The organism is Mesorhizobium sp. M1E.F.Ca.ET.045.02.1.1 (genome assembly GCF_003952485.1).
Taxonomy (GTDB): Bacteria; Pseudomonadota; Alphaproteobacteria; order Rhizobiales; family Rhizobiaceae; genus Mesorhizobium.
The window spans coordinates 1,348,380-1,373,014 of the sequence record NZ_CP034447.1 but is presented as its reverse complement, the minus strand read 5'-3'; the positions used below and the strand labels follow the sequence as shown (position 1 = coordinate 1,373,014).

24 protein-coding genes and 1 pseudogene are annotated in these 24,635 nt (G+C 63.4%); 14 read left to right on the top strand and 11 right to left on the bottom strand.

Annotated elements, in window-relative coordinates:
- The first annotated feature begins 5 nt into the window (after positions 1–5).
- The 7 genes from EJ070_RS06405 (at position 6) to EJ070_RS06375 (ending at position 7,038) form a co-directional block, all read left to right on the top strand.
- On the top strand, positions 6–1,283 hold the full coding sequence (locus EJ070_RS06405; protein WP_126090578.1) for a sugar ABC transporter substrate-binding protein: 1,278 nt from the start codon (positions 6–8) through the stop codon (positions 1,281–1,283).
- A 147-nt stretch (positions 1,284–1,430) separates the two neighbouring features.
- Positions 1,431–2,354, top strand: a complete 924-nt coding sequence (locus EJ070_RS06400) for a sugar ABC transporter permease (protein ID WP_126090577.1) — start codon at positions 1,431–1,433, stop codon at positions 2,352–2,354.
- Positions 2,354–3,202: a carbohydrate ABC transporter permease gene (locus EJ070_RS06395; RefSeq protein ID WP_126090576.1), complete on the top strand. Its 849-nt coding sequence runs from the start codon at positions 2,354–2,356 to the stop codon at positions 3,200–3,202. Before EJ070_RS06400 ends, EJ070_RS06395 begins: the two co-directional genes overlap by 1 nt.
- Before the next feature lie 3 nt (positions 3,203–3,205).
- Complete coding sequence (ugpC, locus tag EJ070_RS06390) at positions 3,206–4,273, top strand: sn-glycerol-3-phosphate ABC transporter ATP-binding protein UgpC (protein WP_126090575.1); 1,068 nt, start codon at positions 3,206–3,208, stop codon at positions 4,271–4,273.
- A gap of 69 nt (positions 4,274–4,342) precedes the next feature.
- Positions 4,343–4,828 carry a hypothetical protein gene (locus tag EJ070_RS06385; protein WP_126090574.1) on the top strand — a complete coding sequence of 162 codons (486 nt, stop codon included), beginning with the start codon at positions 4,343–4,345 and terminating at the stop codon, positions 4,826–4,828.
- Positions 4,829–5,005: 177 nt separating this feature from the next.
- Positions 5,006–6,445, top strand: coding sequence for an aldehyde dehydrogenase family protein (locus EJ070_RS06380; RefSeq protein ID WP_126090573.1), 1,440 nt, complete (start codon positions 5,006–5,008; stop codon positions 6,443–6,445).
- A gap of 14 nt (positions 6,446–6,459) precedes the next feature.
- The gene (locus EJ070_RS06375; RefSeq protein ID WP_126090572.1) at positions 6,460–7,038 is read left to right on the top strand and encodes a DUF1349 domain-containing protein; all 579 of its coding nucleotides are present in this window, start codon (positions 6,460–6,462) and stop codon (positions 7,036–7,038) included.
- A 29-nt stretch (positions 7,039–7,067) separates the two neighbouring features.
- On the opposite strand, the pseudogene EJ070_RS06370 reads toward EJ070_RS06375, so the two are convergent.
- A pseudogene (locus EJ070_RS06370) lies at positions 7,068–7,226 on the bottom strand (helix-turn-helix transcriptional regulator); the annotation flags it as partial.
- A 280-nt stretch (positions 7,227–7,506) separates the two neighbouring features.
- On the opposite strand from EJ070_RS06370, the gene EJ070_RS06365 reads away from it, so the two are divergent.
- Complete coding sequence (locus EJ070_RS06365) at positions 7,507–8,790, top strand: O-antigen ligase (RefSeq protein WP_126090571.1); 1,284 nt, start codon at positions 7,507–7,509, stop codon at positions 8,788–8,790.
- A 47-nt stretch (positions 8,791–8,837) separates the two neighbouring features.
- Here EJ070_RS06365 and EJ070_RS06360 read toward each other — a convergent pair whose 3' ends face one another.
- The 3 genes from EJ070_RS06360 to EJ070_RS06350 all read right to left on the bottom strand — a co-directional run bounded on the left by EJ070_RS06360 (position 8,838) and on the right by EJ070_RS06350 (position 12,096).
- On the bottom strand, positions 8,838–9,929 hold the full coding sequence (locus tag EJ070_RS06360) for an acyltransferase (RefSeq protein ID WP_126090570.1): 1,092 nt from the start codon (positions 9,927–9,929) through the stop codon (positions 8,838–8,840).
- Positions 9,930–10,051: 122 nt separating this feature from the next.
- Complete coding sequence (locus EJ070_RS06355; RefSeq protein ID WP_348627513.1) at positions 10,052–11,245, bottom strand: polysaccharide biosynthesis/export family protein; 1,194 nt, start codon at positions 11,243–11,245, stop codon at positions 10,052–10,054.
- Positions 11,246–11,418: 173 nt separating this feature from the next.
- Entirely contained in the window at positions 11,419–12,096 is a 678-nt protein-coding gene (locus tag EJ070_RS06350; RefSeq protein ID WP_126090568.1) for a sugar transferase, read from the bottom strand.
- A gap of 605 nt (positions 12,097–12,701) precedes the next feature.
- On the opposite strand from EJ070_RS06350, the gene EJ070_RS06345 reads away from it, so the two are divergent.
- Positions 12,702–12,968: an exopolysaccharide production repressor exox gene (locus EJ070_RS06345; protein WP_126090567.1), complete on the top strand. Its 267-nt coding sequence runs from the start codon at positions 12,702–12,704 to the stop codon at positions 12,966–12,968.
- Here the strand turns inward: EJ070_RS06345 and EJ070_RS06340 are convergent.
- The 7 genes from EJ070_RS06340 to EJ070_RS06310 all read right to left on the bottom strand — a co-directional run bounded on the left by EJ070_RS06340 (position 12,939) and on the right by EJ070_RS06310 (position 19,284).
- Complete coding sequence (locus EJ070_RS06340) at positions 12,939–14,849, bottom strand: ABC transporter ATP-binding protein (protein WP_126090566.1); 1,911 nt, start codon at positions 14,847–14,849, stop codon at positions 12,939–12,941. The genes EJ070_RS06345 and EJ070_RS06340 overlap by 30 nt on opposite strands.
- 8 nt (positions 14,850–14,857) lie before the next feature.
- Positions 14,858–15,847: a serine kinase gene (locus tag EJ070_RS06335; RefSeq protein ID WP_245464826.1), complete on the bottom strand. Its 990-nt coding sequence runs from the start codon at positions 15,845–15,847 to the stop codon at positions 14,858–14,860.
- Positions 15,844–17,766 carry a lasso peptide isopeptide bond-forming cyclase gene (locus EJ070_RS06330; protein WP_126090565.1) on the bottom strand — a complete coding sequence of 641 codons (1,923 nt, stop codon included), beginning with the start codon at positions 17,764–17,766 and terminating at the stop codon, positions 15,844–15,846. Before EJ070_RS06330 ends, EJ070_RS06335 begins: the two co-directional genes overlap by 4 nt.
- A 3-nt stretch (positions 17,767–17,769) precedes the next feature.
- Positions 17,770–18,144 carry a lasso peptide biosynthesis B2 protein gene (locus EJ070_RS06325; protein ID WP_245464825.1) on the bottom strand — a complete coding sequence of 125 codons (375 nt, stop codon included), beginning with the start codon at positions 18,142–18,144 and terminating at the stop codon, positions 17,770–17,772.
- Positions 18,145–18,169: 25 nt separating this feature from the next.
- Positions 18,170–18,469, bottom strand: a complete 300-nt coding sequence (locus EJ070_RS06320) for a PqqD family protein (protein ID WP_126090563.1) — start codon at positions 18,467–18,469, stop codon at positions 18,170–18,172.
- A gap of 158 nt (positions 18,470–18,627) precedes the next feature.
- The gene (locus EJ070_RS06315; RefSeq protein ID WP_126090562.1) at positions 18,628–18,780 is read right to left on the bottom strand and encodes a lasso RiPP family leader peptide-containing protein; all 153 of its coding nucleotides are present in this window, start codon (positions 18,778–18,780) and stop codon (positions 18,628–18,630) included.
- A gap of 216 nt (positions 18,781–18,996) precedes the next feature.
- A complete protein-coding gene (locus EJ070_RS06310) occupies positions 18,997–19,284 on the bottom strand; it encodes a hypothetical protein (RefSeq protein ID WP_126090561.1) in 288 nt (95 codons plus the stop codon).
- Between EJ070_RS06310 and EJ070_RS06305 the strand changes: the two genes are divergently transcribed.
- The 5 genes from EJ070_RS06305 (at position 19,283) to EJ070_RS06285 (ending at position 24,551) form a co-directional block, all read left to right on the top strand.
- Positions 19,283–20,440 (top strand): nucleotidyltransferase family protein, encoded by a 1,158-nt coding sequence (locus tag EJ070_RS06305; RefSeq protein ID WP_126090560.1) that lies wholly within the window; start codon positions 19,283–19,285, stop codon positions 20,438–20,440. The two genes, EJ070_RS06310 and EJ070_RS06305, sit on opposite strands and share 2 nt — an antisense overlap.
- A gap of 68 nt (positions 20,441–20,508) precedes the next feature.
- Entirely contained in the window at positions 20,509–21,525 is a 1,017-nt protein-coding gene (locus EJ070_RS06300; protein ID WP_126090559.1) for a glycosyltransferase, read from the top strand.
- A gap of 125 nt (positions 21,526–21,650) precedes the next feature.
- The gene (locus tag EJ070_RS06295) at positions 21,651–22,043 is read left to right on the top strand and encodes a hypothetical protein (RefSeq protein ID WP_126095658.1); all 393 of its coding nucleotides are present in this window, start codon (positions 21,651–21,653) and stop codon (positions 22,041–22,043) included.
- Positions 22,044–22,177: 134 nt separating this feature from the next.
- Entirely contained in the window at positions 22,178–23,065 is an 888-nt protein-coding gene (locus tag EJ070_RS06290; RefSeq protein ID WP_126090558.1) for a family 16 glycosylhydrolase, read from the top strand.
- A 154-nt stretch (positions 23,066–23,219) separates the two neighbouring features.
- Positions 23,220–24,551, top strand: coding sequence for a UDP-glucose/GDP-mannose dehydrogenase family protein (locus EJ070_RS06285; RefSeq protein WP_126090557.1), 1,332 nt, complete (start codon positions 23,220–23,222; stop codon positions 24,549–24,551).
- Positions 24,552–24,635: the final 84 nt, after the last annotated feature.

Sequence of the window (24,635 nt, the reverse complement as noted above, 5' to 3'; positions counted from 1 at the left end):
TGAACATGAAAAGACTGACGCTGATGCTTGCCGCCGTTGCCGGCCTGGCGATCTCCGCCAGCGGTGCGCTGGCCGACACCACGATCAAGATGGTCGAGGTCATCACCAGCCCGCCGCGCACCGAATTCCTGAAGAAGCAGATCGCCGAATTCGAAGCCGCCAACAAGGGCATCAAGGTCGAGCTCGTCTCGCTGCCCTGGGGCCAGGCCTTCGAAAAATTCCTGACCATGGTCCAGGCTGGCGATACGCCTGACGTCGTCGAGATGCCGGAACGCTGGATGGGCCTCTATGCCAACAACGGCCAGCTCGAGGATCTCGGCCCATATATGGCCAAGTGGGACGACGCCAAGACGCTCGGCGACCGCGCCAAGCAGTTCGGCTCGACCGTCAACAACACCCAGTTCATGATCCCCTACGGCTACTATGTGAACGCGTTGTTCTGGAACAAGAAGCTGTTCAAGGAGGCTGGCCTCGACCGTCCGCCGGCAACCCTCGACGAGTTCGTCGAGTTCTCCAAGAAGATCTCGGCCATCCCCGGCAAATACGGCTACTGCCTTCGCGGCGGCCCCGGCGCCTTCAATGGCATGCACATGTTCATGAACATCGCCGACGGCAAGGGCGGCTATTTCACCGACGACGGCACCTCGACCATCAACGACGAGGGCTCGGTCAAGGGCCTGCAGATGCTGGCCGACATGTACAAGAATGGGCTGGCGCCGAAGGATGCGGTGAGCTGGGGCTTCAATGAGACGGTGACCGGTTTCTATTCCGGCACCTGCGCCATGCTCAACCAGGATCCCGACGCGCTGCTCGGTATCGCCGACAAGATGAGCGCTGACGACTTCGCCGTGGCTCCGCTTCCCGTGGGACCGAGCGGCAAATCCTATCCGACGCTGGGCTATGCCGGCTGGGCGATGTTCGCCAATTCCCAGCACAAGGACGAGGCCTGGAAGCTGATGGCGACGCTCTTGTCGCCCAAGGACAATCTGGAATGGGCCAAGGAAGTCGGCGTCGTCCCGATCCACAACGGCGCCGACCAGGACGCTCACTTCAAGACGGAGCAGTTCAAGGGCTGGTTCACCGAGCTCAGCGACAGCTCCAAATATGAAATGGTGACCCCGCCGACCCATCTCGAGAACCTCGGCAACTTCGTCGACCAGGTGGCGATCAAGAACTTCCAGGAAGTGCTGCTCGGCCAGAAGCCGGCCAAGCAGGTGGCTGACGAATGGGCTGCGTTCCTGACTAAGGAACAACAGGCCTGGCTGGCCAAGAATAAGAAGTGACGCCCTCTCTGCCTTCTCCCCGTTAACGGGGAGAAGGTGGTCCGAAGGACCGGATGAGGGGCGGCGCCAGCATTTCATAAGTTCGCGCTGCCCCTCATTTGCCTGCCTGTTGGCACGCCGGCCCCCACCTTTCACCGCGAGCCCCGTATGACCTACGCAGTGTCCGAAATCCGATCCGCCGGCCGGCCGCGGAAGAAGCGGCTGAGCAAGGCCGCGATCGAGCCATGGCTCTATCTTTCGCCGGCTATCGTCCTGCTGGTCGTGGTGCTCCTGGTGCCGCTGATCATCGGCATCAGCTATTCCTTCCGCAAATTCTCGGCCTTCAAGTCGGAATATGTCGGCCTTGGCCAATACGAGGCGATGTTGTCCGACCAGGTGCTCGGCCAGGCTCTCGTCAACACGCTATGGTGGACCGTCGCCAGCCTGTTCTTCCAGTTCTTCCTCGGGCTAGGTCTGGCGCTGCTGCTCGACAAGCCGTTTTACGGCCGCAGGATCGTGCAGGCGGTGGTGTTCCTGCCCTGGGCGGTGCCGTCCTTTCTGTCGGGTCTCACCTGGGCCTGGCTGTTCAACCCGATCATCGGGCCGCTGCCGCACTGGCTCTTCGCGCTTGGGCTGAAGGCCGAGCCGACCAATGTGCTCTCCGATCCGGCCACCGCCATGTGGGGGCCGATCGTCGCCAACATCTGGTTCGGCATCCCCTTCTTCGCCATCACGCTGCTCGCCGCGCTGAAGTCGATCCCGTCCGAGCTGCATGAGGCGGCGGCCATCGACGGCGCCTCGCCCTGGCAGCGCTTCACCAAGGTGACGCTGCCGTTCCTGGCGCCGACCATCGTCATCACCGTCATGCTGCGCACGATCTGGATCGCCACCTTCGCCGATCTGATCTTCGTCATGACCGAAGGCGGGCCGGCGGGTTCGACCAGCACGGTGCCGGTCTATATCTATGTCAGCGCCTTCAAGTCGCTGGACAAGGGCTATGCCTCGGCTGTCGCCGTGCTGCTGCTGGTGCTGCTGATTGCCTATGCGATCGGCCTGATCGCCATCCGCCGTACGTTTGTGAGGCATGTCTGATGATCGCCGGTCGCTCCACCTCCTCGCGCATTGCCGGCGGCATCGGCCTTTACGCAGCGATTGCCGCCTATGTGATCTTCGCGCTGTTCCCGATCTTCTGGACGCTGAAGATATCGGTGACGCCCGAGCGCCTGCTCTATTCGGAAGGCATCACCTTCTGGCCGTCTGAGATGACTTTTCAGAACTTCGCTACCGTGCTCGAAGCCTCCGACTTCCCGCGCTATTTCCTGAACAGCGTCATCGTCTCGGTGTCGACGGCGGCGCTCGTGACGGTGATCGCCACGCTCGCCGGCTACGCCATGTCGCGCTTCGCTTTTCGCGGCAAGGCGACTTTAGCCATCCTGCTGCTGCTCACCCAGACCTTCCCGCTGGTCATGGTCATCCCGCCGATCTACCGCATCATGGGCGATCTCGGCCTGACCAACAGCCTGACCGGGCTGATCATCATCTACACCGCCTTTAACACCGCCTTCGCCACCTTCCTCATGCAGTCCTTCTTCGACGGCATCCCGAAAGACCTGGAGGAGGCGGCGATGATCGACGGCTGCACGCGCGCTCAGGCGATGCGCAGGGTCATCGTGCCGCTGACCTTGCCCGGCATGGGCGCCACGCTCGGCTTCGTCTTCACCGCCGCCTGGAGCGAGCTGCTCTTCGCGCTGATGCTGATTTCCAGCGACGAGCAGAAGACCTTTGCCGTCGGCCTGCTCACCTTCATCGGCAAGTTCGCGGTCGACTGGGGGCAGATGATGGCGGCGTCCATCCTGGCGCTGATCCCAGTCTGCGTCTTCTTCGCCTTCCTGCAACGCTATCTCGTCACCGGCCTCACCGCCGGCGCGGTCAAAGGATAATCGATGGCTTCCGTCACGCTGCAACATGTCGAGAAGGATTATGGCGCGCTGCGCATCCTGCACGGCGTCAATCTCGAGATCGCTGACGGCGAATTCGTCGTCCTGGTCGGGCCGTCCGGCTGCGGCAAGTCCACGCTGCTGCGCATGATCGCCGGCCTGGAGGAGGTTACCGGCGGCGAGATCCGCATCGGCGAGCGCCTCGTCAACGACGTCGCGCCCAAGGACCGCGACATCGCCATGGTGTTCCAGTCCTACGCGCTCTACCCGCATATGGACGTCTCCTCCAACATGGGCTTCAGCCTGATGTTGAAGAAGGCCGAGAAGACGGCGATCGACGGCAGGGTCGGTGCCGCCGCCAAGCGCCTCGGCCTTGAAAGCTTTCTCGGCCGCCTGCCGCGCCAGCTTTCCGGCGGCCAGCGCCAGCGCGTCGCCATGGGCCGCGCCATCGTGCGCGACCCGAAAGTGTTCCTGTTCGATGAGCCGCTGTCGAACCTCGACGCCAAGCTGCGCGTCCATATGCGCGCCGAGATCAAGGCGCTGCACCAGCAGCTCAAGACCACTTCGGTCTATGTCACGCATGACCAGGTCGAGGCCATGACCATGGCCGACCGCATCGTCGTCATGCATGACGGCTATGTGCAGCAGGTCGGCCACCCGCTGGAGCTTTACGACCGGCCGACCAACACATTCGTCGCCGGTTTCATCGGTTCGCCCGGCATGAATTTTTTGCCGGCGAAGGTTGCCAAGGGCGGCAAGGTGGATGCCGTGCTGGCCGACGGCCAGAAGCTCCGGCTGCCCGACGGGCTGCCGCTGAAGGACGGCGATGCGCTCACCGTCGGGCTGCGACCGGAACACATCCGGCTGGTGGACGATGGCGCGCTGAAGGCCGAGGTCGAGGTGGTCGAGCCGCTTGGCCTGTCGACGCAGTTCTATGTCAGGCTGGCCAACCAGCAGGTTTGCGTCTTCGTCATGGGCCGCAGCAATGTCAGGCCGGGCGACACGGTGCGGCTGTCAGCCGATCCGGCGTCGCTGCATCTGTTCGATCCTGCAAGCGGCAATCGGATCGGCTAGCCCATCGGTGCAGGGTCAGAAGCCCTGGGCTAAAATCGTTCCCGTTGATTCGTCTCGGCAGGGAACGGCATGAGCAAGGCTCTCAGCACATTCGCATTGGTCACGGTTCTGAGCGCCTTGCTGATGGCGCTTTCACTGGCGGTGGCGAGGCACGGCTACCCCTATGGCGCCTTCGGCGTGAAGCGCCTCGACGGCATTGCCGATGCCGGCTCCTTCCTTGCGATTGCCGCCATCTATTTCTTCAGCGCGCTGTTGATGATGATCCTGCCCATCCGCGCCGCCGGCATCGTGCTCACTCATGCCGCCGACGCGATCTTCTGGGCGACGATCGTGCTGTTCGCGACCATCGTTGGCTCGCTGCTCGCCAGATGGGCCTTCGGCCAGCATGAAGTGCTCTGGGCGCTTTTCAACTGGCGCTTTCTGTTTGTGGCCGCGATCGTGGGCGCGCATCTCACCATGAACGAGCTTCGCCGCAACATCCTGCTCAGAAGCCTGTTCTTCGTCGTCTTTGCCGCGGTAACGCTCGCCTGCCTTTTCTGGTCGTTCGCGGTCTGAGGCCGTCAAGCTTCAAATCGTGACAGGTCGTCGCGGGCAAGCTCGATGGACTTCCCCAGCCGCGCGCCTACCTTTATCGAAAGCTCTCGGCTAGACCTTTCGGCGGGCATTGCGTATAGCATTTGTCTGACAAATGATCGGCGCGTTGCCGCTTCAGCCAATCTCGAAGGAAACAAGATGACCGTGCTCCGCAAGAACCTTATCGACGGCGAGTGGCTGGGCGAGGCCGGCTCGCGCAACATCAACCCGTCGAACACCAACGATGTCGTCGGCGAATACGCCTCGGCCGGGCCGGAGGAAGCAAAACAGGCCATCGCGGCAGCCAAGGCGGCCTTCCCGGCTTGGTCGCGCTCAGGACCGCTGGCCCGTCATGCCGTGCTGAAAAAAACCGCCGACGAAATCATGGCCCGCAAGGACGAGATCGGCCGCTCGCTGGCGCGCGAGGAAGGCAAGACGCTGGTCGAGGGTGTCGGCGAGACCATCCGGGCGGCGCAGATCTTCGACTTCTTCGCCGGCGAGACGCTGCGCCTGTCGGGCGAGATGGTCCCGAGCGTTCGGCCGGGCGTCGGTGTCGAGATGACCCGCGAGGGCGTTGGCGTCGTCGGCATCATCACGCCATGGAATTTCCCGATCGCCATTCCCGCCTGGAAGATCGCTCCGGCGCTCGCCTACGGCAACACAATCGTCTTCAAGCCGGCGGAGCTGGTCCCCGAAAGCGCCTGGACCATCGTCGACATCCTGCACCGCGCCGGCCTGCCCAAGGGCGTGCTCAACCTCGTCATGGGCAAGGGGTCGATCGTCGGCCAGGCCATGCTCGACAGCCCCGACGTCAACGCCATCTCCTTCACCGGCTCGGTCGGCACGGGCAAGCGCGTCGCCGCGGCAAGTGTGGAACATATGCGCAAGTTCCAGCTCGAGATGGGCGGCAAGAACCCGCTCGTCGTGCTCGACGATGCCGACCTTGCGGTTGCTGTCGATTGCGCGATCAACGGCGCTTATTTCTCGACCGGCCAGCGCTGCACGGCATCCTCGCGTCTTATCGTCACCGACGGCATCCACGACCGCTTCGTCGACGCGGTGAAGGAGCGTCTGAACAAGCTCGTCATCGGCGATGCGCTGGATGCCAAGACGCAGATCGGGCCGGTGGTCGACCAAACCCAGCTCAAGCAGGACGAGGACTATATCGCCATCGGCCGCCAGGAGGGCGCCGAGCTTGCCTTCGGCGGCGAGCGGCTGGAGCGCGGAACGCCCGGCTTCTATCTGAGGCCGGCGCTGTTTACCGGCGCCACCAATGCCATGCGCATTTCGCGCGAGGAGATCTTCGGGCCCGTCGCCAACGTCATCCGCGTCAAGGACTATGACGAGGCGCTCGCCGTGGCCAACGACACGCCCTTCGGCCTGACCTCCGGCATCTGCACGACGAGCCTGAAGCACGCGACGCATTTCAAGCGCAATTCCGAGGCCGGCATGGTCATGGTCAACCTGCCGACGGCGGGCGTCGACTTCCATGTGCCGTTCGGCGGCCGCAAGAGCTCGAGCTATGGCCCACGCGAGCAGGGCCGTTATGCGATGGAGTTCTACACCACCGTGAAGACGGCCTATACATTCGCCGGCTAACTGGAAGACTCAAAATGTCGGGCTTTGCCGGAATGACCTGGCTCAACCCGCCGCCGCACCATACGTTCGGCGACGGGACGCTCCAGGTCGGCACCGGCATGGAGACCGATTTCTGGCGTGAGACCTTCTATGGCTTCCGGCGTGACAATGGCCATTTCTTCTACCGGCCGATAGCCGGCGATTTCAGCGCCGAAGTCACCGTCAAGGGCGACTATAAAGCGCTCTACGACCAGGCCGGGCTGATGGTGCGCTTGAGCGAAACGCACTGGATCAAGGCGGGCATCGAATACACCGACGGCCTCGCCTATTTCTCGGTCGTCGTCACCAACGATCGGTCGGACTGGTCACTGGTCGGCATCAACGCGGACCCGAATGGCGTCCGCATTCGCCTGACCCGTCATGCGGAGGCGATCCGCGTTCAATATTTGGACGCCGCGGATGGTCACTGGAAGCCGGTGCGGTTGGCCTATTTCCCGACCTCGCGGAGCGTCGATGTCGGGTTGATGTGCTGCTCGCCGCAGCGCGAAGGCTTCGAAGTGACCTTCACCGACTTTGTCGTCGGTCCGCCGATTTCCAGGGAACTGCACGGCTGACAGGGGCGCGGCCGGAAACTGCGTCGGCTTCAGGCCTCCATCCGGTGCTGGAAGAATTGCAGGAACAATTCGCGCTCGGTGGTGATGTCGAGTTTTTCGTAGATGCGGCGGCGGTGGTTCTTTACCGTGCCGACGGTGATGCCGAGCCGCTCGGCGATGTTGGCGGTCGGATGCCCGGCCAGGATGAGCTTTCTGGCTATCCTTGCCGATCGGCTCATCCAGGCCGCCGTCGCCCGGTCGACGATGGCTTGAGGCCGGCTGCGCCGCCGCCCCATTCCGGCCTTTTCGCTATGCGACAGGCCTCGGATGGCCGCCTCTTTTTGCCCGTGACAACATTTCCGGTTGAGCCATCGGCGCTGGGGCGATAGGTTATGCTGCAGTGCACAATGATCTGGCCAGGCCGAACATTGGCGTGCCCGGCTACCAGAGGCTGAACCGGTCCAAGGCTGAACGGACAAGAAATCCGGCATGAAGATTCCGAAATCCATTCTGCTCGATCCCGAGGCGAACAAGGCCTATGGCGCCTTTGCCGTGGCGGTTTCCGTCCTTGCCTTTGCCTATTCCAGCAATTTCGGCCAGATCCTGATCCTTGCCTATTACGCGGTCTGGCTGCCGCTGCTCTTTGTCGACTACCGACGCTTCACCTGGAAACTCTCGAGCGCCTGGCTGCCGATACTCTTTGCGGCCTATGTCTGCCTGTCGGTCTTCTGGTCGCAGGCGGCCGGCACCAGCGCGCGGGCGGCGGTGCAATATTCCTCGCACATCGTCTGTGCCTATATCGCGGCTCGCACCATCAGCGTTCGTACGCTGGTGCTGGGCTCGCTGATCGGCATCTTCTTCGTCCTGCTCTACTCATTGAAAGTCAACGCTTACGCGTTGGACATAATCGACGGCACCTTCAATTTCGTCGGCGCTTTCGCCTCCAAGAACCAGGTCGGCTTCTTCTCGTCGCTCGGCATCTTTTTGTCCCTCGTCTTCCTGATGTTTTATCGGCGCAACTGGCTGAGCTTCGTCTGGACAGCGCCGATCATCCTGATGTCGGCATATATGCTGGCGATCTGCCACTCGGCGACATCTGTCGCCTCTCTGCCGGCGGTGCTCGGCGTCGTCATCCTGCTCACCATGAGCAGGGTGCTGTCGCGGCGCTACCGCCGCGTGCTGTTCGTGGTCGGCGGCGGCGCGCTGGTGGCCGGCGTGGTGGCCGCGCTGAACCTTGGCCTGCTGGACGTCGTGCTCGGCATTTTCGGCAAGGATTCGACGCTGACCGGCCGCACCTATCTCTGGCAACAGGGTTGGGAGGCGGCGCAACTGCATCCGCTGCTCGGTTACGGCTATGCCGCCTATTGGGTGCAAGGCTTCGCCGATCCGGAACGGTTGTGGGCGGAATTCTACATCACGACCCGCACCGGCTTCCACTTCCACAACACCTATATCGAAACCCTGGTCGAGATCGGCTTCGTCGGCGTCACCATGCTGGCGCTGATCATCCTGCGCGCCTTCTACGGCCATGTATCGAAGGTGGTGTTCGGCGACTGGAGCGCCGATTCGGTGGTGCTGGCCGGCGCCGTCGGGCTGATGCTGATCCGCTCCTTCTTCGAGGTCGAGATCCTCGGCCCCTACTTCATGGCCTCCTTCATCGTCTATTACGGCCTGTTCAAGCTGAGCCCGCTGCCGGTTGCCCGGCGACGGCGGGTTGCCATTCCCGTCCAGGATGAAAAGCCGGCCGCCGGCCACATGCCGGCCCCGGTCTGATCGACATCTGAACCGCTCTAAGGTCTGTCGAGATTAAGGTCAGACCCTTAGGCCACGGCCCGCGAGCGCTGCATCTGCCGCTGCAGGAAGCGGCGCAGCGGCTCGTCGTAGATGCGGGTGGCGATGTCGGCGATGACGATGACCGCGACCGCCATCAGGATGCCGAACCACGGATGATGCGCGAACGGGTCGACCGACACCGCCTTGCCGGCACCGGCGATGATCATCAGCATCGGCGTGTGGATGATGTAGATCGGGTAGGAGATCCGCCCCAGCCAGCCATAGAAGCCTGCCAGACGCGGCGCGGTCGGCGCCACGGCGCCGGTCACGACCATGAGCGGGAAGACGATGACGATAGAGGCGAGGTCGTAGGCGACGCGCGCGCCGCCCGCCGGCGCGACGGCGAACACGGCCAACGTGAGCAGGATCGCTGCCTCGACCCACCAGCCGCGCCGCATGAAGCCGAGATTGCCCTGGTAGCCCGCCATCGACCGGCACAGAAGCACGCCCAGGAAGAAGGAGAACGACACGCGCGGCAGCCCGCTGACGATGGTCTTGCCGGTCATGCCGAAATCGAGCGTGCCGGCGTACACCGAGGCGACGATCAGCAGAACGAGGCTGACGCCGATCAGCGCCGTCAGCACGCGTCTCGACAGTACGAAGAAGACGGCGACATAGGCGATGTTGACGATCAGTTCGAAGAACAGCGACCACGACGCAGGATTGAGCGGAAAGATCGTGTGATAGGCCTCGCCGACCAGCGGGATGAAGAACATTCCTGTCGTCAGCTGCATGCCGATCTCTGACAATGGCATGTATTCCGTCGGGATCAGCCTGTTCTTGACCAGCAGGTAGAAGAAACCGAGCAGCGTGCCGGCGAGGTACAGCGGATAGAGGCGTATCAGGCGGATCGCCAGGAACGTGCCGAAGCCCATGCCGTTCTCGATCTTGCGGTCATAGGCATGCGCGATGACGAAGCCGCTGAGCAGGAAGAAGAGGTCGACCGCGAGATAGCTCGACGGCAGCACCTTGCCGTCGGCAAGGAATGGCGAGAAGTGGTAGAGCATCACGCTGATCGCCGCCACGCCGCGGATGGCGTCGAGGTTGAGGTAGACGTGACGCGGAGCGGCGGGCTGCATTTTATGCCTTCAAGCGCGGTACAGACAGTTCGCTCGCCCGCACCTAGGCGCGAACGAGCCTGACGTGTTCCTCCCGCCTCCGTCGCCATGGCCACGCTGAAGCGGGGCCCTGGCGGGTGGCGTTACTGGCTGGCCGTCGGCGCCAGCTTGACCTTGATCACGTCGCCCGGCAGCACCGGCGTGTCTTCCTTGGCGTCGACCTCGCTGGTTTTGCCGTCGGCGACGCGCACCAGCGAGTAGAGCAAAGTCGGTTCTCCGCTGCTGCTGGTCATGGCGGCCGCCGTCGCTGGATCCGTCGCCTGGGCGATCAGGCCCTTCTGCATTGCAGTCCTCAGCGTCGCTTCGTTGAGGTCCGCTTCGGCCTGCTGCCGGCTGGCAGCCAGGTTGGAGTTGAGCGTATTGCGGGCATCGATGGCGTCCTGCTCGGCCTTGCTGATCGACTGCTTGGCGGTGAGGATGGCCGTTTCATAGTCCAGGATCTTACCCTGCAGGTCGGCCACCGATTGTTTCGAATCGAGCAGCCGCGCATTGGCGACCAGGCCCTTCTGCGCCAACGGGCCGATGCTGGTGAGCTGCTGCTGCGCGAGATCCACCTGCTGCTGCTGGTTGGCGATCTTCTTCTGCAGCGATTCGACTTCACCCTGCAGAACGCCTTTCAGGTCGTCGAGTGCGTCCAGCTTCAGCTTCAGCGCCTTCTGGTCGGCAGTGAGGATCTGCATTTCATCAGAGGCTATCGCCTGCACGCGCGGGTCGCCCTCCACCTCTTTCGGCACGTCGAAGCTCTCCTTGCCGGCGAGCTCGGCATCGATGCGGGCACGCTTGATGAGCAGCCGCAGCCGCTGGTCGTCATAGATGTCGAAACTACCCTTGGCCGTGACCAGGTCCTTGCCGAGCTGAGGGCCGTAGTCGGCACTGTGCCGGATGCCGCCGGCGATGCTGAGCGCCTTCAGCACCGTCAGGTCGGGCACATAGGGGAACTGGCCGGGGTTCTGCACCTCGCCTGAGATGTAGAACGGCCGGAACTGCGCCATTTCCACCGAGGCTTCGGGCTTGTCGGGCAGCGCCAGCTTGCGCTGCAGGGCAACCCCGATCGCCGCCGCGATTTCCGACGTCGTCTTGCCGGCCGCTTGCATCTCGCCGACGAAGGGCACCGAAAGCATTCCGGCAGGGCCGACCGTATAGTCGCCGTTGAGCGCCGACCAGTCACGGAACGTGCCGTCGACCGTCTGCCATTCGGCGACGCGGATGTTGAGCTTGTCCTGCGGGCCGAGACGATAGTCTTCGGCCGCTGCCATCTGCGGCGTCAGGAGAGACATCATAAGCGCCACAGCCGCGAATCGGCTGGGCGCCCTGGAAAGAAGACTGCAGGCGAAAGGCAGTCCGAAGGTGTGTTTTTTCAAATGAACGTTTCCGATCCGCTTTGGCCCCATCCGCCCGATGAGATCACTGCCGGATGCCTGCCCCGAGTTCGGCGGGGCAGGCCCGTCGGTCAATAGCTGCCGCGCGACATCCACACGGCAGGCACGGTCTTGACGATGATGCGAATGTCCTCGACCATCGACCAGTTCTCGACATAGTGGCGGTCGAAGGCGACGCGCGTGTCGTAGGACACATCGTTGCGTCCGCTGACCTGCCACAGCCCGGTGAGACCGGGGCGCGACTTCAGATAGTAGACGGCTGCGCTGCCATAGATCTCGAGCTCGTCACGAACCACAGGGCGCGGGCCGACGAGGCTCATATCGCCCTGCAGGATATTGATGATCTGCGGCAGCTCGTCGAGGCTGAGCTTCCTCAGCACCTGGCCGACTCGCGTCACGCGCGGATCGTTCTTCAGCTTGCGCGTCGCGAGCCATTCGGCATTGGCGTCCGGATTGGCGGCCAGATGCGCGGCGAGCACCCGCTCGCCGTCCTGGACCATGGTGCGGAACTTGAGACAGGCGAAGATCCTGCCGCCGCGACCGATTCGCTTGTGGCCATAGAAGATCGGGCCGCGGTCGGAAAGCTTGACCAGCAGCGCGACCATCAGGAAGAGCGGGCTGAGCAGAACCAGACCGGCCAGGGAACCGACGATATCGAAACTGCGTTTGAGCAGACCGCCGATGGGGGGTGGAAAATCAATGCCAGCCTGCGCAAAACCCGCATTGGCCGACTTGGCGACGTCCCTCATGCAAAAGCTCCATACGTTGAACGAATGGTTTATGGCACGATATCAAAAAAATGCTGCAGCGCAACACACAATTTCTCATCTGCGTGAAATGTTCGCGTCATGAATTGACTAAATAATAAACGTACCATGCCCAAATTTTCGCCTTTGTGGCGTGTTTATGACAAGATCAGAGAAATTTCAGGAAATGTAGTGCCGTTTTTAGGCCATTTTTGGACAGCGCGTTCTTTGCTGCAGGAGAGCGGTGGTTGCATGACGCGAGAATCACTCGCTCAGGTAAGTTATTCGCATTAAATACTAATTAATATTTTAGGTTCTACTGGCGCCCGATTCGGTCATTTGCGTAGGTGTCGGCGCAGCCGTGTGCGTCGCAGCATGGCAGAGTCGATCCTGCGAAATCATTGGATATTATTTGTGGTTGGCCTTGTCGCGGGACCCCCGCCTTAATAGAGTCGCAAATTGTTTCTGTCATAGTCTACGCGGGTTAGGAAGGCCGGAAGCAACCGGTCGAATTGGGCAGCCAGAAATAGCTTTTTGGCGGAACGGGGAGTTACGCGGGTGGGTAAGTCGCAGCTTTTGCATGCTCGTATCGGTTGAGGCCGACGATCATGTCTTTGCCAAAATTCATCGTCGGCATGATGTTCGCACTCGCGATCGTGATCGGCTGGTCCTATTTCGATGGAGCCTCGCTCGGCACCATCATCATGCGTGCCGTCATATGCGCGGTGATCATTCAGGCGGGCTATTTCCTTCTGGTCTATGCCATGATCGTCAGAAGCACCCCGACGACCGCTGACAAGCCGCGTGAAGCCGAGCGGGGCGTCAAGGTGGCCGAGGGCGAAAATCTAACCGCCAGGCGCGGCAGCCTCCGCTGATCTTTCGGCCTGCGCCGGGACCGGCGCATCGTCCGCCGGTGTTGCGGTTTCCGGCTCGGCTCGCTCGCCGGAGAGCATTCTGGCCAGCCGGCTGCCGGACTTTGCTTTCAGCCGCTGATATTGCCCGACTTCGACGATATGCCCGTTCTCGATGGCCACGACCCAGTCGGCGAAGGCGATCATCGACGGTCGGTGCGCGATGGTGAGGATCGTCATCTGGCCGCGCAACCCGTCGATGGATTGGGCGATCAGCGATTGGTTCTGCCAGTCCAGCGCGCTCGTCGCCTCGTCGAGGATGAGCAGCGAAGGCCTGCGCAGCAGCGCCCGCGCCAGCGCGATGCGCTGGCGTTCCCCGCCCGAGAGCCGGACGCCGCGGTCGCCCACCACGGTTTCAAGCCGCAGGTCGAGCCGCTCGACGAAGTCGGCCGCATGCGCCTTGCGCAGCGCCGCCCAAAGCTCCGCTTCGCCGGCCCGCGGCGCCGCAAGGCGCAAATTGGCGGCGATCGTGCCGTGCAGCAGGAACACGTCCTGCGGCACGTAGGCCACCTGATCGCGCCAGGTCCGTCGGTTCTTGGCGGTGATCTCGACGCCGTCCGCCAGGATCATGCCGGAGGTCGGCTCGAGCAGCCCAAGCAGCATGTCGGCGATCGTGCTTTTGCCCGAGCCGGACGGCCCGATCAGGGCCGTCACCTTGCCGGCGGGAAGGCCGAAGGTGATACCGCTCACCACCGGCCTTCCGTCGCCCCCTCCATCGCGGTCGCCATAAACGAACGAGACGTCGCGAATGTCGAGGCCGGTATCGAGCGAAAGCCTGGCGCCCTGTGCGGTATCGCCCGGCTCCGTCTCGCGCTCCGCATCGAAGCGCGCCTGCAGGGCCTGCATGGCGGTGTATGCCGGCAGATTGATCAGCACCTGCTGCGCCTGCGTCTGCATATCCATGAAGCGCGGCGCGACCCGCATGAAGACCAAGAGCAGCACGACGATTTCGGCAAGCGACAGGTGGAAGCGCACCAGCGCGATGTAGATGAACAGGCTGAGGCCGATCACGCTCGCAACCTGGAACAGCGCGGTGCCGATGGTGCTGTTGCGGACATAGGCGATGTTGTCCGCCTTCATCTTCTCCAGCGTCGCGCGGAGCTGCGCGAAATAGCTGGCCTCGACGTTCAGGCTCTTGGCCACCTTGATGCCGCCAAGGAACTCCGAGACCGTGCGGTACTGATCCTGGCGGCTGCCGGTCAGCACGCGGCCGTATGCGGTGGCGCGGGCACGGAAGGGCTGCAGGGCAACGAACAACAGCACGCCGACGAGGATGGCGAAGGACGTCATCACCGGCGAGATGAACAGCGACACCACGAGATAGCCCGCGAGCAGCAGCGTCGTCTGGGCAAGCATCAGCAGCGAGAAGGCGGCCGCCTGCACCCTGTCGATGTCGCCGGTCAGCGCGTGGTCGAGATCGGAGCCGCGCATGCGGGTGAAGACCCCCCAGCGCGCCTTGCCGATGCTCTCGAACAGGTTCATGCGCACGCGGTTGACGAAGTCGTAGAGCAGCCGCGCCATATAGAGCGACTTGAAGCGGGTGAACATCGCCTGCAGCGCCACCAGTCCGACGAGCAGGCAGAGCACCGTCGCCAGCGACAGCGCTCCGGCGGGCACAAGCCATTGCAGGGCGCCCGGCACCCGCACGGCGAAATCCTCGTCGGCATTGCCGATCAGATGCAGGAGCGGGATGAGCAGCAGGATCGAAAGGCCCTCGGTCAGGCTTCCCAGGATGAGGAAGGCCAGTGCCGTCAGCGTGCGTCGGCCGCCGAGATGCGCCATCACGGCGCCGAAGCCGGCGACGTCCCGGAAAACGGAGAGGCGACATTTCGAGGACCAGGCCATGCCTCTGCTCACCTTGCCTGCGTGTCGGCCGTCACGTCGTTCTCGATCAAGGCGACAGCCTCGCCGATCCGTTCCAGGCCTGCCGGCACATCGAGCCGGCGGACGCCTGTTTTGGCGGCAAGCTGCGCGCATTGGCTGAGATGCATGGATGCGAAATCGGCAACCAGCGCCTGCCGGCCGAACCGGGTGACGTAGGAGAACTTGATGATCGCCGGCAGGGCGCCGGCGCCCGGCAGCGGAGTGATCGCCGCCCGCTCGCCGCGCTCCAGCACATAGATCCGGGCCGCCGGCACGGCTTCGCGGGCAAATCCGTCATGCAAACGATGCTGCGCCTTGTCGATCTGCGGATGCACCTGCGGCCGCACCTCCGCTTGTCCGATCCTGATGGCGTCGGCGGCATCCGTTGCAAGCTTGAGCTGCGGGAAACCGGGCAGGATCATCGGTTGGCTTGGATCGGACAGGTCAAGCGCCACGACATCGTCGGTAAGCAGAAGGTGACCGGCGCGGATCATCGCGCCCGCCGTGGTCGACTTGCCGGCGCCCTTGTCGCCCATGAAGATCACGCTTTGGCAACCCACGGCGATCGCGCTGGCATGCAGGACCAGCAAGCCGCGCTGATGTAGGGCGAGCGCCAGCACCGGACCCAGGAGCGGGAAGGCCAGCAGCGGATCGTCGACGCCCGGCGCCGGATCGACATCGATCCTGGAAGCATCGCTGATCAGGAAGGTGCCGACGGCTTGCCAGGACAGATATTGGCGCGTCGGCTCGAAGCGGAAGGCGGTTCCGCCTTCCGTGGCGGGCCTGGCAAAGTCGACCGGCCCGACGGCGATCACGATATCGGGTGCCGTGGGCGCGGCTGGCTGCAGTTCCGGCAACGCCACATCCGAGCCGATCGTCAGGCCATAGGCCTTGTAGAATCGGCGGATGCGCCCGCGCCGGGCTTCGGGTCCAGCATCGGTTTCTGGCCCGGTGGCCGGCGCGGCGGCTGAAACATTCATGCCGGGTTCCTCGCCGGCTGGATCTGCCGCAGCCAGAGCGACAGCGAGATCGAGCGCCAGACATATTGCACATCGAGCGGCGCGGCCTCGTCCGGCTTATCGAGCAGCCGCGCATAGGCGGCGTTGACCTCGCCCAGGTTGACGTAGGGCGCGATGCGATCGCCATCCGACACCAGCATCGCGTCCATCAGGTCGCGATGGTGGCCAAGCATGCCCTTGACCAGGTTGGCGGTGAAATCGATCTTGTCCCGCCGCCACTGCACCGCCGGCGGCAGCACGCCCTCCATCGCCCGGCGCAGCACGTAGCGGCCGAAGCCGTTATGCAGCTTTTCCGCGCCGGGCAGCGCCAGGCAGAATTCGACCAGCGGCTTGTCCCAGAACGGATAGCGCGGTTCGACGCCGAAATTGGCTGCCGCCTTGTCCAGCACCTCGAAAGCGTGCGGCACCAGACCGGTCGAGAGCACCCAGCGATGGGTGAGCGCCTCGCTGGCGCTGACGCTCGACGGCATGTAGCCGGAACGGTGGAAGCGCTCGACGAGGTCGGTGCGCCGGGCGAGCTCGGCGTTGACCAGGCCGCCCCAGGCGGGGACGCGTGCCTGCGCGGCGGGCCCCGGCCGCAGCCTGGACAGAAGCCGGTTCATCCGGCTTCTCCACCTGGCGATCCGCCATGCCGGCCCGTAGATGGTCAGGAATCTGAAATACATGGCGAGCATGCCTTCGCCGTAGATGCCGGAGCCGCCGTGAAGCTCGCGCCACAGTGCCAGCCATCGGCCCGCGTTGGCGAGCTCATGCAGCAGTCCATACCCATGCGAAACGACCTCGTCGCCGCCATGGCCGTCGAGCAGCACCTTCACCCCCTTGGCGCCCGCTGTCCGGTAGATGCTGCGGGTCAACGACAGGCCAGGCGCCAGGAACGTCCCTTCCTGTTCCTCCAGGATGCGCTCGAACTCGGCGAAAGGCGCGTAGTTGCCGACGGAAATCATCGTGCCGTCGAGCCGGTGCCGGTCGAGCACCGCGTCGATGAATGGCTTCTCATCCATCGGCGAGCCCTTCTCGAAGACCAGCGAGAAGGTCTTGAGTCTCGGTCTGCGCTCCGCAGCCGCCCGCAGGCCGGCGACGCCGGCGATCGAAGACGAATCGAGGCCGCCGCTCAGCATCGCGCCGATGGCAGTGGTGCCGCGCATCCGGTTTCGCACCGACTGTGAGAAGAGATGCCTGAATTCCTCAGCCGCATCCGAGCGAAGCGGCCTTGGCGAAGGCTCGATCTGCCAGTAGCGGCGAAGCGTCACCCGGCTGTCCGTCACCGTCAGGATGTGGCGGGCCGGCAGGCGGAAGATTTCGGCATAGTGGGTCGACTGCGGATCGTCGGGCAGTCCGGCAAGGAAGCCGGAAATCTGATGCTCGCTGATGCGCGTGCCGACACCGTCCAGAGCCAGCAGAGGGCCGATCTCCGAGGCGAACGCGAAGCGCCTGGCGCTCGCGTGATAATAGAATGGTTTGATGCCGAAATGGTCGCGGGCGCAAAACAGCGCTCGGCGCTCGGCATCCCAGATCGCGAAGGCGAAATCGCCTTGCAGATAGGTCGGACAGGCATCGCCCCATTTCAGGTAAGCGCGCACAAGAAGCATCGCGTCGGCCGCCGCGTGGTCACGTATGCCGAGACGCGCCAAAAGCTCCTCCCGATTGTCCAGCCGGCAATCCGCCGTGATGGCGAGCTTGCCGTTGGCCATCGTCAGCGGGCCGGGGCCGTCTTCGCCCGTCGTGTCGAGCCAGGCATGGCCGAGCGCCGCGCTTCCATCCGCCCACCACGAGCTGCCGTCGCGCGCCCGGTGGCGCATGCGCGCGAGCATCTGTTGGATGTCGGCGGCTGCGGCAGGCCTGCCGTCCTCCCTCGACAGAATTCCGGCGACGCCGCTCATCGTCTACGGTCCGTGATCGACAAGATGGTTGAACCCGCTGATCGAGCCGCCGAGCACGATGTGGTTGCCGCTGACCAGCCAGGCATGTGCCTTGAGCTCGGCTCCGGTGTCGCGCTCGATGCCGATGCGGATCTTGGAGGCATTGCCCTTGCGGGCAAGCAGATAGTGTCCGGCGAGAGCCTGGGTGAGGCAGCTGGCGCCAGGCACAAACCGTGCGGCAGCGGCGACGCCCCAGGCGATGCGCCTGAGTTCGCCCGTGCTCGCCGCGCCTTTGGCATCAAGCCGCGTCACCAGGCCACGCACATGGTTGTAGGAGAAAACGGCCAGTCCTAGCCGCACGGCGCCGATCACCGCCAGGCAGCGCATCAAGAACAGCATTTCCGCGCCGCTCAGTGAGAGGACCCTAGACCAGTTCCTCATGGTGGAGCCTCGCAAGCCCAGCTTCGATCAGCCCCTTGAGCAGGCCCTCGGCATCGGCCTTGCAGCGCCCGGCATCGACATCGTAGCGCGCAAGCATGGCGTTCTTTATGTCGAGGATCGACCGCGGCTCCTGGATAAGTTCCCAGATATAGGCGCCGACGCCGTTCAGGCTGTAGTAGATGTTGGACTTGAGATGGAGCAGCGCCAGTCCGTTGCCGAATTCGCAGGCCACCGCATCGCTGGTCGCGACCACGCGGTCGTGGTCAGATGGGTTCCAGTGCATCCTAAAACCTCATTGTTGAACGCCACGCGTCTTCAAGCCTGACCGGATCGGTTGCCTGCGATCGCCGGACAGGAAGCCGGGGGAACAGGGTCCCCCGGCCCATCTGTTCAAAGGGGCGCCCGGAGTCCCAACTCCGACATGCCCGGACGCCCTCAGCCTCAAGAGAAGGTAAGCTGGTCGAAAGGCGTGTGTGCGGGAAATGCTGCGTCCAGCGCCGTCGTACCAGCGCCGCCCTGCGTGATCGTTTCGATCGAGCCGTGAACCGTCAGGCTGGGGGCCTCGTACTCCTGCTTCTCAACATTCTGTTCCATTCTACTCTCCAATTAAGACTGGAAGCGGCTTCAGAATGCCGCCAGCATATTGCTATGCCGCGTTGCAATTGCTGCATGGCAGCATTTATGAGTCAAGCCTGATTTACCAGGCCTTAATCAATTCTTGGTTGCGCCCGCCTTCATCGGTGATGAAGTCGCGGACGGTTCCATTTTGGGCAGATGTGGTCCGGCGGTGTAGCGTCGGGTTTTTGCCGTTTAGGTAAGTATATGAAACAATTGTGATAATTTGAGGGGCTCAAATACCTGGCTTACGACCGTGAGGAAAAATGCTGCAGAAAATAGCGCTTGCCGGGCTGCGCCGCCGCAGTCCGCTCCGTCTTCAAAAGTGATCGGAAAGCCGGCGAACTGAACGCGCAGGTTGCAGAGGCGAGGCTGCCTCGGAACGCGCTGGATGGCCGTCCAGATTTTTGGCGATGCTTTTCTTCGCAGTTGCGGTATAACCACCGCCGCGGGCGGTTTTTGCGGAGAAACGACATCGGGCATGGCCGTGCAGGATGCTTCTTACGACAGGCTGCGTGCGGCCGGCTGCGCCGACGAAGTCGCCTATATGCAGGCCTGTCTGCGGCTGTTCTTCAATCCGGCTGCGAGTGCCGCCGGTCATGGCGACATGCCGGCTCCGGCAATCTCGGCATCCAACGTCGCCGACATTGCGAGGCTGAACAAGGTCGCGGTCTTTTTGCTCAAGGCTCTCTCACGCGGGGCGGCTGGCGCCACGCCTCCAGAGTTGCTGGCATGGCTCGACGGCTATCGCCGGCGCACCATGTCGATGAACGCCGCCTGCATCGGCGATTCGATCGCCATCCATCAGGTGCTGCGGGGCAGGCAGATCGATTTCGTCTTCCTGAAAGGGCCGCTCCAGCAGCAATTGCTCTATGGCGATCATTTCATGAAGCCGTCCGGCGACGTCGACATCCTGGTTTCGCCGTCCGGTTTCACCGCCGCCCGCGAGGCCTTGCGCTCGGTCGGCTACGAGGTCGCCGGCAAGTCGCGCTCGGTCTGGTGGGTGCGCTTCCTCGGCGAGCAGCATATGGTCCGCGACGACGGCGTGCGGGTTGCCACGGTCGACCTCCACTACCGGCTGCAGCAGCCGGGCTCGCCGAGCCCGCGCGATATCGACGGCTTCCTGCGCCGCAAGCGTCAGGTCGAGATTGCCGGAACCGGTATGCCTTTGATTTCGGCGTCCGACATGTTGCTCTTGTCCTGCATCAGCGTGGCCAAGGCCTTCTTCAACCGCGAGCCTTGCGCCGGCTATGTCTGCGACGTCAGAGCCGCGGCCAGCCGGCTGAGCGAAACCGAACAGCAGAATGTGCTTGACCACGCCGCCGGGCAGGGTCTGGCCGATACGCTGCTGCTTGGCCTGCGCGCGGCCGATGTTCTGCTTGGCGGCACTGTCACACTGCTCTCGGACCGCGCCACCCGGATCCTGGCGCGCATCGCCAATGCCGACCTCTTCCACATGGTGATCGCGCCCTGGCTGTCGTCGCTGCGCTGGCCGCAGCGGCGGACGGTGCTGTGGGAGCTCTGCGGCCGCGAGCCGGTGCGCTATCTGACCGAGGCCGGATGGGCGGCCTCCGCCGATCTCAGCCGGCGCATCTTCGAGCGGCCGGACGCCGTCACGCCGGTGCGGGGCAACGGATGAGGACAGGTTTCGCATTCAACATCTCGGGCAGGGGATTGGCTGGGACTCATGCAATCGAAAGGTGAATCATGCCCGTGACGACCCCAAGGGTCTGCGTCATAATCGCCGCCCGCAATGCGGCGCGGACCATTCCCGTCGCCATCGCCTCGGCTTTGCGCGAGGCGGAGGTGGCGGAAGTCGTCGTGGTCGACGACGCCTCCACCGACGATACGCAGCATGTGGCGCGCGCCGCCGACGACGGCCGTGGCAGGCTTTCGGTGATGCGTCTCGACGTCAACCGAGGTCCGTCCTTCGCCCGCAACGCCGCGATCAAGGCCTCCGTTTCGCCTTTCCTCAGTATCCTCGACGCTGACGATTTCTTCCTCGAGGGCCGCTTCCGCCGGCTGTTCGCCAGCGCCGACTGGGATTTCGCCGCCGACAACATCATGCTGATCAGGGACGATGCGGCGAGCGACCTTACCAAGGTCGCGGCTCCGTCCTTCGCGCCCGAGCCGCAATTCCTCGATTTCGAGGGTTTCATCGAAGGCAACATCTCTCGCCGCCGCGTCCTGCGCGGCGAACTGGGCTTCCTCAAGCCTGTGATCAGCCGGGCATTCCTTGAGCGCCACGGGCTGAGCTATGACGAAAACCTGCGGCTCGGCGAGGATTACGAGCTCTATGCGCGCGCGGTCGCCTGCGGAGCGCGTTTCAAAATCATCAAGTCCTGCGGCTACGGCGCAATCGTGCGCGCCGATTCGCTGAGCGGCCGCCATAGGACGCAGGATCTGAAGCGCCTTGCCGACGCCGACCTGGCGCTGCTGGCGCTGGGCAACCTGCCGGAAGGCTCGAAGGCCGCGCTGCGGCGCCACGAACGCCATGTGCGCGACAAATACCGGCTGCGCAATTTCCTCGATGTGAAGGCGGAGCGCGGCCTGGCGTCGGCCGCCGCCTATGCCCTCGCCAGCCAGTCCAATCTGATCCCGATCGTTCGCGGCGTGGCCGCCGACAAGCTGGACGCGCTGTTCCGCCGCACCGGCATTGCTGCAAAGCAGCAAGTGCCTGCGATGCGCTTCCTGATGGCTGCGACAAGTGCTGCGGAAGAGTGATCCCGCGCAGCTCCGGCGGCCAGCTATTTTCTAAAAAAGTCCGCATTCCGAAACTACGCGGTTGCCTACTTGCCTCGAGAATGGCAGTCTATGTTGCGGTGCAGCAATTGCGAAAGGCCGATCGAATGGCTTCGATTTTTGGCTTCAGATCCAGGGACCCGGCCCGCGACCGGCAGACCGATCTCCAGCGACTGGATCGTCTGGCGAAGCTGTTCGACCAGATCGGCGCCGAGATCGAGGCGGAGAAGACCGGGCTGGAGAATCGCTACCGGTCGACGGCAGCCAACGCGGCCTTCCTGGTCGAGGCCATGGAGAATGGCTCCGCGTCGACAGATAAGTCGTCGGACGTCAGCGCGATGACCGGCGCGATCCTGAATTACGAGCGGCGCATCGCCGAACTCGCCCGACAGAAAGGCCTGATGAAGGAACTGCGCCATTCGCTTGACGCGATCGTCGATGAAGGTGCTGAGCAGGCCAGCGCGGCCGTAGGATTGGCGAGGTCGGCGGGACGAGCCTGAAAAGGCACGTCAACGCACGCGTCGTCGGTACCAGACAACAGAGGAGTTCAAAGGGCAAAGGATCAGAAGCGGCTCGCCTGAGGCGGGCCAGGAATGACTTTGGGTTGGGGCGGACAACACAAGGTGAGTTTGTTATGAACGCAGATCCCAACAACACCACGACCGCGGCGGCTTGCGGCATGTCGCGCGCGCACCCGAATGGGCCGCGTAGCTTTTGGCCAAGCCTCGCAAGCGCGCTGCTCGCAGTTACAGCAGCCGTTTTGGCGGTCCCGCATTCGGCGCATGCCGAGGATGCGCATGCGCAGGACATGCAAAGCGCGCCGTCCTTCGTCGACAATTTCTCGAATTTCGACCGTTCGCGCTGGTACGTCTCCGACGGCTGGAGCAACGGCAATCACCAGAACTGCATCTGGTCGAAGGATCTGGTCCGGCTTTCCGACGGCGTGCTTTCGCTCGGCTTCGAAAAACGCAAGCTCAAGGATCGCGAGTTCGCCTGCGCCGAGCTGCAGACCAAGCAGCGCTATGGCTACGGCGTCTATGAGGCGCGCATGAAGACGGACACCGGATCCGGCCTCAACGCCGCGTTCTTCACCTATATCGGGCCGCAGGACAAAAAGCCCTGGGACGAGATCGACTTCGAGGTTCTGACCAAGGATCCGTCGAAGGTCCAGGTCAACAGCTACATCCAGGGCAAGCCGAAGAACGGCAAGCTCGTCGATGTCGAAGGCGGCGCCGACAAGGGCTTCAATGATTATGGTTTCGTCTGGGAGAAGGACCGGCTGCGCTGGTATGTCAACGGCAAGCTGGTCAACGAGGTGACCAATCCGGACGAATTGCCGACCAATCCGCAGAAGATCTTCTTCAGCCTGTGGGGCAGCGACAAGCTGACCAACTGGATGGGCGCCTTCGCCGATCCCGGCCGCAAGGTGACCATGCAGGTCAAGCGCGTCGCCTTCACCGCTTTGGGCCAGCCATGCCAATTCCCGGAATCGCTGGCTTGCACCATAACTAACAGCAACTAGGCATGATCCCGAACCGAAGGTCATCCGATTTTTGCTTCGCTGACCCACGGTTCGGATATGATCATGCTCTAACGAATTAACCCGGGCCGGCCCCGGGGATATCTGAACTGGCCGGGTCGTTTTGCGGCCCGGCCTTAAACAGGAATAGAACCAAATGAATTTGACGGTGTTTGGAATTGGCTATGTCGGTCTCGTCCAGGCCGCGGTGCTTGCCGAGGTCGGGCATGAGGTGGTGTGCGTCGACATCGACGAGGCGAAGGTGGAGCGGCTCAACCAGGGCTTCATCCCGATTTTCGAACCCGGGCTCGAAACCCTCGTCAAGGAGAACCACGCCGCCGGCCGCATCCGCTTCACCACCGATGCGACCGCGGCCATCAAGCATGGCCAGATCCAGATGATCGCGGTCGGCACGCCGCCCGGCGAGGACGGCTCGGCCGACCTGAAATACGTGCTTGCCGTCGCCGAGGCCATCGGCCGCGAGATGGACGCACCCAAGATCGTCGTCGGCAAATCGACCGTGCCGGTCGGCACCTGCGAGAAGATCAAGGCGAAGATCGCCGAGACGCTGAAGAAGCGCGGCCGCGAGGATCTGAGCTTCGACGTCGCCTCGAATCCGGAATTCCTCAAGGAAGGCTCGGCGGTGGCCGACTGCATGAAGCCGGACCGCATCATCGTCGGCACGTCGAGCGAGGACACCGAGGCGATGATGCGCGAGCTCTACGCGCCGTTCAACCGCAACCACGAGAAGATGATCGTGATGGACGTGCGCAGCGCCGAATTCACCAAATATGCGGCCAACTGCATGCTGGCGACCAAGATCAGCTTCATGAACGAGATGGCCAATCTCGCCGAACAGTTGGGCGCCGACATCGAGGAGGTGCGCAAGGGCATCGGCAGCGATCCGCGCATCGGCTACCACTTCATCTATCCCGGCCTCGGCTATGGCGGCTCCTGCTTTCCCAAGGATGTGCGCGCGCTGATCAAGACCGCCGAGGGCGTCAAGTTCGACGCCAAGCTGCTGCGCGCCGTCGAGGAGCGCAACAACGCGCAGAAATCGGTGTTGTTCGACAAGGTCGACCGCTACTTCCAGGGCAGTCTCAAGGGCAAGACCTTCGCCGTCTGGGGACTTGCCTTCAAGCCGAATACCGACGACATGCGCGAGGCCCCGTCGCGCACGCTGATGGAGGCGTTGTGGGCGGCCGGCGCCAAGGTGCAGGCCTATGATCCGGAGGCCATGCAGGAATGCCAGGCCATTTACGGCCTGCGCGAGGACCTTCTGCTCTGCGGCACCAAGGAAGCGGCCCTGCGCGGCGCCGACGCGCTGCTGATCTGCACCGAATGGAAGAGCTTCAGGGCTCCTTCCTTCGACGCGCTCAAGGACGCGCTTACGACACCGGTCATCTTCGACGGCCGCAACCTCTACGACCCGAAGGTCATTGCCCGCTACGGCATCGAATACCACTCGATCGGCAGGATGGCGGCATGACGATGTCCGCGGCCAGCTTCCCGCCAGACGGTTCCGGCGAACGACAATGGGACCGGCAATGATGGGGCCCCGACAATGATTTGG

What these genes read in the sequence shown, in the direction of transcription:
- EJ070_RS06385 (WP_126090574.1), top strand. Translation starts at nt 4,343, where the DNA reads ATGAGCAAGGCTCTCAGCACATTCGCATTGGTCACGGTTCTGAGCGCC.
- EJ070_RS06300 (WP_126090559.1), top strand. Translation starts at nt 20,509, where the DNA reads ATGCCCGTGACGACCCCAAGGGTCTGCGTCATAATCGCCGCCCGCAAT.
- EJ070_RS06365 (WP_126090571.1), top strand. Translation starts at nt 7,507, where the DNA reads ATGAAGATTCCGAAATCCATTCTGCTCGATCCCGAGGCGAACAAGGCC.
- EJ070_RS06350 (WP_126090568.1), bottom strand. Translation starts at nt 12,096, where the DNA reads ATGAGGGACGTCGCCAAGTCGGCCAATGCGGGTTTTGCGCAGGCTGGC.
- EJ070_RS06295 (WP_126095658.1), top strand. Translation starts at nt 21,651, where the DNA reads ATGGCTTCGATTTTTGGCTTCAGATCCAGGGACCCGGCCCGCGACCGG.
- EJ070_RS06325 (WP_245464825.1), bottom strand. Translation starts at nt 18,144, where the DNA reads ATGCTGTTCTTGATGCGCTGCCTGGCGGTGATCGGCGCCGTGCGGCTA.
- EJ070_RS06305 (WP_126090560.1), top strand. Translation starts at nt 19,283, where the DNA reads ATGGCCGTGCAGGATGCTTCTTACGACAGGCTGCGTGCGGCCGGCTGC.
- EJ070_RS06310 (WP_126090561.1), bottom strand. Translation starts at nt 19,284, where the DNA reads ATGCCCGATGTCGTTTCTCCGCAAAAACCGCCCGCGGCGGTGGTTATA.
- EJ070_RS06395 (WP_126090576.1), top strand. Translation starts at nt 2,354, where the DNA reads ATGATCGCCGGTCGCTCCACCTCCTCGCGCATTGCCGGCGGCATCGGC.
- EJ070_RS06330 (WP_126090565.1), bottom strand. Translation starts at nt 17,766, where the DNA reads ATGAGCGGCGTCGCCGGAATTCTGTCGAGGGAGGACGGCAGGCCTGCC.
- EJ070_RS06405 (WP_126090578.1), top strand. Translation starts at nt 6, where the DNA reads ATGAAAAGACTGACGCTGATGCTTGCCGCCGTTGCCGGCCTGGCGATC.
- EJ070_RS06400 (WP_126090577.1), top strand. Translation starts at nt 1,431, where the DNA reads ATGACCTACGCAGTGTCCGAAATCCGATCCGCCGGCCGGCCGCGGAAG.
- EJ070_RS06335 (WP_245464826.1), bottom strand. Translation starts at nt 15,847, where the DNA reads ATGAATGTTTCAGCCGCCGCGCCGGCCACCGGGCCAGAAACCGATGCT.
- EJ070_RS06290 (WP_126090558.1), top strand. Translation starts at nt 22,178, where the DNA reads ATGAACGCAGATCCCAACAACACCACGACCGCGGCGGCTTGCGGCATG.
- EJ070_RS06340 (WP_126090566.1), bottom strand. Translation starts at nt 14,849, where the DNA reads ATGGCCTGGTCCTCGAAATGTCGCCTCTCCGTTTTCCGGGACGTCGCC.
- EJ070_RS06360 (WP_126090570.1), bottom strand. Translation starts at nt 9,929, where the DNA reads ATGCAGCCCGCCGCTCCGCGTCACGTCTACCTCAACCTCGACGCCATC.
- EJ070_RS06345 (WP_126090567.1), top strand. Translation starts at nt 12,702, where the DNA reads ATGTCTTTGCCAAAATTCATCGTCGGCATGATGTTCGCACTCGCGATC.
- EJ070_RS06285 (WP_126090557.1), top strand. Translation starts at nt 23,220, where the DNA reads ATGAATTTGACGGTGTTTGGAATTGGCTATGTCGGTCTCGTCCAGGCC.
- EJ070_RS06355 (WP_348627513.1), bottom strand. Translation starts at nt 11,245, where the DNA reads ATGTCTCTCCTGACGCCGCAGATGGCAGCGGCCGAAGACTATCGTCTC.
- ugpC (WP_126090575.1), top strand. Translation starts at nt 3,206, where the DNA reads ATGGCTTCCGTCACGCTGCAACATGTCGAGAAGGATTATGGCGCGCTG.
- EJ070_RS06320 (WP_126090563.1), bottom strand. Translation starts at nt 18,469, where the DNA reads ATGCACTGGAACCCATCTGACCACGACCGCGTGGTCGCGACCAGCGAT.
- EJ070_RS06315 (WP_126090562.1), bottom strand. Translation starts at nt 18,780, where the DNA reads ATGGAACAGAATGTTGAGAAGCAGGAGTACGAGGCCCCCAGCCTGACG.
- EJ070_RS06380 (WP_126090573.1), top strand. Translation starts at nt 5,006, where the DNA reads ATGACCGTGCTCCGCAAGAACCTTATCGACGGCGAGTGGCTGGGCGAG.
- EJ070_RS06375 (WP_126090572.1), top strand. Translation starts at nt 6,460, where the DNA reads ATGTCGGGCTTTGCCGGAATGACCTGGCTCAACCCGCCGCCGCACCAT.